Source organism: Nocardioides dubius (assembly GCF_039528155.1).
Taxonomy (GTDB): domain Bacteria; phylum Actinomycetota; class Actinomycetes; order Propionibacteriales; family Nocardioidaceae; genus Nocardioides; species Nocardioides dubius.
Genome location: NZ_BAAALG010000012.1, coordinates 194,689 through 199,899, shown reverse-complemented (window position 1 = coordinate 199,899; position 5,211 = coordinate 194,689). Strand labels below are relative to the sequence as shown.

6 protein-coding genes are annotated in these 5,211 nt (G+C 69.0%); 3 read left to right on the top strand and 3 right to left on the bottom strand.

Going from position 1 to position 5,211, the window contains the following annotated elements; translation table 11 throughout:
- On the top strand, positions 1–421 hold a 421-nt coding region (locus ABD151_RS17130), incomplete at its 5' end, for an HNH endonuclease signature motif containing protein (RefSeq protein ID WP_343996013.1).
- Positions 422–485: 64 nt separating this feature from the next.
- On the opposite strand, the gene ABD151_RS17125 is transcribed toward ABD151_RS17130, so the two are convergent.
- The 3 genes from ABD151_RS17125 to mca are packed head-to-tail and all read right to left on the bottom strand — an operon-like array spanning position 486 to position 3,974.
- The gene (locus ABD151_RS17125; protein ID WP_343996012.1) at positions 486–2,792 is read right to left on the bottom strand and encodes an FdhF/YdeP family oxidoreductase; all 2,307 of its coding nucleotides are present in this window, start codon (positions 2,790–2,792) and stop codon (positions 486–488) included.
- A 49-nt stretch (positions 2,793–2,841) separates the two neighbouring features.
- The gene (locus ABD151_RS17120) at positions 2,842–3,078 is read right to left on the bottom strand and encodes a hypothetical protein (protein WP_343996011.1); all 237 of its coding nucleotides are present in this window, start codon (positions 3,076–3,078) and stop codon (positions 2,842–2,844) included.
- Entirely contained in the window at positions 3,075–3,974 is a 900-nt protein-coding gene (gene mca / locus ABD151_RS17115; protein ID WP_343996010.1) for a mycothiol conjugate amidase Mca, read from the bottom strand. Before mca ends, ABD151_RS17120 begins: the two co-directional genes overlap by 4 nt.
- Positions 3,975–4,050: 76 nt before the next feature.
- Here mca and ABD151_RS17110 point away from each other — a divergent pair, with 76 nt between their 5' ends.
- Complete coding sequence (locus ABD151_RS17110; RefSeq protein WP_343996009.1) at positions 4,051–4,443, top strand: DUF4307 domain-containing protein; 393 nt, start codon at positions 4,051–4,053, stop codon at positions 4,441–4,443.
- Between the two features lie 247 nt (positions 4,444–4,690).
- Positions 4,691–5,185 (top strand): transcription elongation factor GreA, encoded by a 495-nt coding sequence (gene greA, locus ABD151_RS17105; RefSeq protein ID WP_415630020.1) that lies wholly within the window; start codon positions 4,691–4,693, stop codon positions 5,183–5,185.
- Positions 5,186–5,211: the final 26 nt, after the last annotated feature.

The following is a 5,211-nucleotide window of genomic DNA, read 5'->3' as shown; positions in this document are numbered from 1 at the left end:
CATCAGCCTCGACGCCCTGCGCAACGAGACCGGCACCGCCACCCTGACCACCCAAAGCGACGCCTGGCACGACCGGATCTCCGCCGGCGAAGCAAGACGCCTCGCCTGCAACGCCGGCATCATCCCCGCCGTACTCGACGGCCAGAGCCAACCCCTCGACCTCGGCAGAACGAAGCGCTTCTACAGCGCACCCCAACACAGGGCACTCGCCCTCATGCACCCGTACTGCCTCGCCGAGAACTGCCGAATACCCGCCACCTGGTGCGAAGCACACCACAACGACCCCTGGTCGCTCGGCGGACGAACCGACCTCGCCGACGGCAGCCTCCTCTGCAGCAAGCACCACCACTACATCCACGACCCTGCGTACACCGTCGAATACCTCGCCCACGGAGGCATCCGCTTCACCAGACGCAGGTAGGCCGACAGTGCCGCTCGGCACCACCCGGTGCCGCTCAGCGGTGCCCCTCGGCTCGGCAACCGCCCTACCCGCGGGGCTCCAACCGCACGACGACCGACTTCGAGGTCGGCGTGTTGCTCCCGGCCGCCGTCGAGTCGAGCGGAACCAGCACATTCGTCTCTGGGAAGTAGGCGGCGGCGCAGCCGCGCGCAGTCGAGTACGCCACCACCCGGAACGACTCCGCGCGCCGCGCGGCGCCGCCCGGCTGATCCGGCACGCCCACCAGATCGACCATCGCGCCGTCCGCGACACCCAGCTCGATCAGGTCGTCGGGGTTCACGAAGACCACCCGACGACCCTTGCGAATCCCGCGGTAACGGTCGTCGAGTCCATAGATCGTGGTGTTGTACTGGTCGTGCGAGCGCACTGTCTGCAACAGCAGATGCCCCGCAGGCACCTGGAGCACGGCCAACTCGTTGGCGGTGAAGTTCGCCTTGCCGGTCGTCGTCGGGAACTGGCGCTCGTCACGCGGACCGTGCGGCAGCACGAATCCGTCCAGGTCACGGATCCGGGTGTTGAACTCCTCGAACCCGGGGATCACCCGCGAGATCCGATCGCGCACCGTGTCGTAGTCGCTGGCGAACCCTGCCCACATGCCGTCCTCGTCGCCGAGCACCGCAGCACCGAGACGGCTGATGATCGCCACCTCGCTCAGCAGCTCCGGGCCGGCCGGCGCCAGGTGACCGCGCGAGGCGTGCACCGCACTCATCGAGTCCTCCACCGAGACGAACTGCTCCCTACCGGCCTGCTCGTCGATCTCGGTCCGGCCCAAGGTCGGCAGGATCAACGCCCGCTGGCCGTGCACCACATGCGAGCGGTTCAGCTTCGTCGACACGTGCACCGTCAGCGAGCAGCTCCGCATCGCCGCCTCGGTGACCTCGGTGTCCGGCGTCGCCGCCACGAAGTTGCCGCCGAGCGCGAAGAAGACCTTCACGTCGCCGTCCCGCATCGCGCGGATCGCCTCGACCGTGTCGTAGCCGTGCTCGCGCGGCGGTGCGAAGTCGAACTCACGCGCCATCGCGTCGAGGAACTCCGCCGACGGCTTCTCGTAGATGCCCATCGTCCGGTCGCCCTGCACATTGCTGTGGCCGCGCACCGGGCACACCCCGGCCCCCGGCCGACCGATGTTGCCGCGCAACAGCAGCAGGTTGACCGCCTCGCGGATCGTCGGCACCGAGTTGTGGTGCTGGGTCAGCCCCATCGCCCAGCAGACCACGGTCCGCTCGGATGCCGCCAGCAGGTCGACGAGCTCCTCGATCTGGGCCGGCTCCAGTCCGGTCGCCTCAGCCACCGTCGCATCGTCCAGTGCCGCGACGTGCGCCCGGTACTCCTCGAAGCCGTGGCAGTGCTCGGCGATGAACTCCTCGTCCAGCAGCCCCGGCCCTCCCGCGGCACGATCAGCGGCATCGCGCTCCAGCAACCGCTTGCCCGCCGCCTGGAAGAGCGCCAGGTCACCGTTGAGCCGGATCTGCAGGAAGAGGTCGCTCAACGTGGTGCCGCGCCCGACCACCCCGGAGGGCTTCTGCGGGTTCAGGAACCGGATCAGCCCGGCCTCCGGAAGCGGGTTCACCGACACGATCTTGGCGCCCGCATGCTTCGCCTTCTCCAGTGCCGACAGCATCCGCGGATGGTTCGTCCCCGGGTTCTGGCCGGCGATCACAATCAGGTCGGCGTCGTGGATGTCCTCGAGGCTGACGCTGCCCTTGCCGATCCCGATCGTCTCGGTGAGCGCCACGCCGCTGCTCTCGTGGCACATGTTCGAGCAGTCCGGCAGGTTGTTGGTGCCCAGCTTGCGCGCGAACAGCTGGTACGCGAACGCGGCCTCGTTGCTGGTCCGGCCACTCGTGTAGAACGCCGCCTGATCCGGCGAGTCGAGCGCCGCCAGCTCCTCGGCGATCAGGGCGAAGGCGTCGTCCCAGCTGATCGGCCGGTAGCTCTCCGCATCGCGGTCCAGCAGCATCGGCGACGTCAGCCGGCCCTGCTGTCCCAACCAGTAGCCGCTGCGCCAACTGAGGTCGGAGATCGGGTGACGCGCGAAGAAGTCCGGGGTGATCCGCCGCTCGGTCGCCTCCTCGGCGACCGCCTTCGCGCCGTTCTCACAGAACTCCGCGGCATGCCGCTCCTTGCCCTCCGGCCACGCACAACCGGGGCAGTCGAAGCCCTTCTTCTGATTGATCTTGAGCATCGTGCGGGTCGCCCGCACCACGCCCATCTGATCGTGCAGCTGCCCCAGCGAGTGGGCGACGGCCAGCGGGCCGGCCGCGTGATCGGCCGGCGGGCCGACCTTCAGCTGGGAGTTGTCGAAGTCATCAGCAGGAGGGCGGCGGGTCACCCCACCACCCTAGCCCCGCGCCGGGGACGGCCCGTTTGGGCCGCACGCCTCAGGGCTGGTCGTTGGGGGCGTCGCCGTCCCCACGCTCACCCTTGACCGGGTCGCCGTAGACGCCGGCGGCCTTGGCCCGCTCGGCCTTCTTCAGCTGACGCACCAGGCTCCAGCAGAGCAGCGCGACCGCCACCGCGAGACCGACGAAGATCCACAGCGCCGTCCAACCGGCGACCACGTCCTTCGCCTCCGGGGGCGAGTCGGCGGAGATGACCAGGGCAAACAACGACGTCATGCCTCCATCCTCTCAGCCGGCACCGGAATGCCGGCGAAGAGGTCGTCCTCCGGGGTGGAGGCCGGGACGTGGCTCACCACGAGCTCGTAGTCCTCGGTCGGCCACACCTTCTGCTGGATCTCCAGCGGGACGGCGAACCAGTGGCCGTCGGGGTCGATCTGGGTGGCGTGCGCGAGCAGTGCCTGGTCACGCACACCGAAGTACTCCCCGCACGGCACCCGCGTGGTGATCCGGGCATCGTGCTCCGGATCCTCCTTCCACTTCGCCAGCCGCTCCTCCCACGGCGACTCGAGACCGGCGGCACGCATCGCGTCGACGATCGCCACGGTGCGCGGACGGTTGAAGCCGTGGTGGTAGTAGATCTTCTGCACCTGCCACGCCTCGCCCAGCTCCGGGGCGAACTCCGGGTCGGCGGCCTTCTCGAATGCGTACATCGAGACCAGGTGGCACTGGATGTGGTCGGGGTGCGGGTAGCCGCCGTTCTCGTCGTAGGTGGTCATCACGTGCGGACGGAACTCGCGGATCAGGCGGACCAGCGGCAGCGCGCCCTCCTCGACCGGCACCAGACCGAAGCAGCCCGCGGGCAGCGGCGGCTTCGGGTCGCCGTCGGGCCAGCCGGAGTCGACGAAGCCGAGCCAGTCCTGGGTGACGCCGAGGATGTCGCGCGCAGCGTCCATCTCCGCACGGCGGACCTCCGCGATGTTCTCCCAGACCTCGGGACGGTCCATCTTGGGGTTCAGCACCGATCCCCGCTCGCCGCCGGTACAGGTCACCACGTGCACGTCCACGCCCTCGGCGACGTACTTGGCGGTGGTGGCCGCTCCCTTGCTCGACTCGTCGTCGGGGTGGGCGTGCACGTGCATGAGCCGGAGGCCGGCGCGCGGCAGAGAAGACATGCGGTTGATTCTAGTGGCCGGGCCCGCGCCGTCCCGACTCGGCGAGGTGGTAGGGCGCATGGGAGAATCACCCGTTGTGAGCGTTGACTTGGCAGATCGGTACGGCACCAACCGCGGCGGACGCCGGGTGGTGTTGATCGCCGTCACCGTCGCCATCTCGATCGTCTTCCTCGGATGGCTCGGATGGGCCGCCTGGTTCGACGGCACCGCCAACGCCAAGTCCCAGCTCCAGGGCTTCAGCATCGACGACGAGCACTCCACCACCGTGCGGGCGCTGGTCTCCATCGAGGACGGCGCCGAGGACGTGCACTGCCGCGCCCGGGCCCTCGCCGAGGACAAGTCCGTGGTCGGCGAGCTCCGCTTCACCCCCACCGACGGGCTGAACGTCCAGGAGCTGACGACGGAGCGGCTTGCGGTGAGCGTCGACTGGATCGGCTGCACCAGCGAGGGTCAGTCGCGCCCCCAGTGACGCCGTCGCGTCGCTGAGCCCGCGCGCTGCGGGCGGCAGGGCGCGCCTCGGTGAAGCAAGTGCCTCCGGCGTCCCCGTTTGCTAGCCTTGCAACTTCACACTTCGCGCAGGGCCGTGCCGTCTGCCGTGGAAGGTCGGCACGAGTGCCCCACTTCCTCGGTTCCGTATTGCCGGAACCAGCCCGGAGTTGAGACCCGACCACGTGGGACCAACGGCGGTACCCGCACGGCAAGCAGGAGTAGTCATCATGACCGAGCAGAAGACCATCTGGCTCACCCAGGAGGCTTTCGACAAGCTCAAGGCGGAGCTCGACCACCTCAAGGGGCCGGGCCGTCAGGAGGTCATCGAAAAGATCGCCGACGCACGCGATGAGGGCGACCTCAAGGAGAACGGCGGCTATCACGCGGCACGCGAGGAGCAGGGCAAGATCGAGGGCCGGATCCGGCAGCTCGAGGACATGCTGCGTCGCGCCGAGGTCGGCGAGACCCCTCCCGACGACGGCGTCGTGGAGCCCGGCATGGTCGTCACCTACAAGTTCGTGGGCGATGACGACGACGAGGCCGAGTCCTTCCTGCTCGGCGCCCGCGAGATCGCGCCCGAGGACCTCAAGGTCTACTCCCCCGAGTCCCCGCTCGGCGCGGCGATCCACGGCAAGTCGAAGGGTGACACCGTGAGCTACGAGGCACCGAACGGGAAGACCCTCCAGGTGGTCATCCTCGACGCGAAGCCCTTCAACGGCTGATCCGACGCTCGTCTGAGCAGTCAGAC

Bases quoted from the DNA above. Each gene is read 5' to 3' on its own strand.
- ABD151_RS17120 (WP_343996011.1), bottom strand. From the start codon at position 3,078: ATGACGTCGTTGTTTGCCCTGGTCATCTCCGCCGACTCGCCCCCGGAG.
- greA (WP_415630020.1), top strand. From the start codon at position 4,691: ATGACCGAGCAGAAGACCATCTGGCTCACCCAGGAGGCTTTCGACAAG.
- mca (WP_343996010.1), bottom strand. From the start codon at position 3,974: ATGTCTTCTCTGCCGCGCGCCGGCCTCCGGCTCATGCACGTGCACGCC.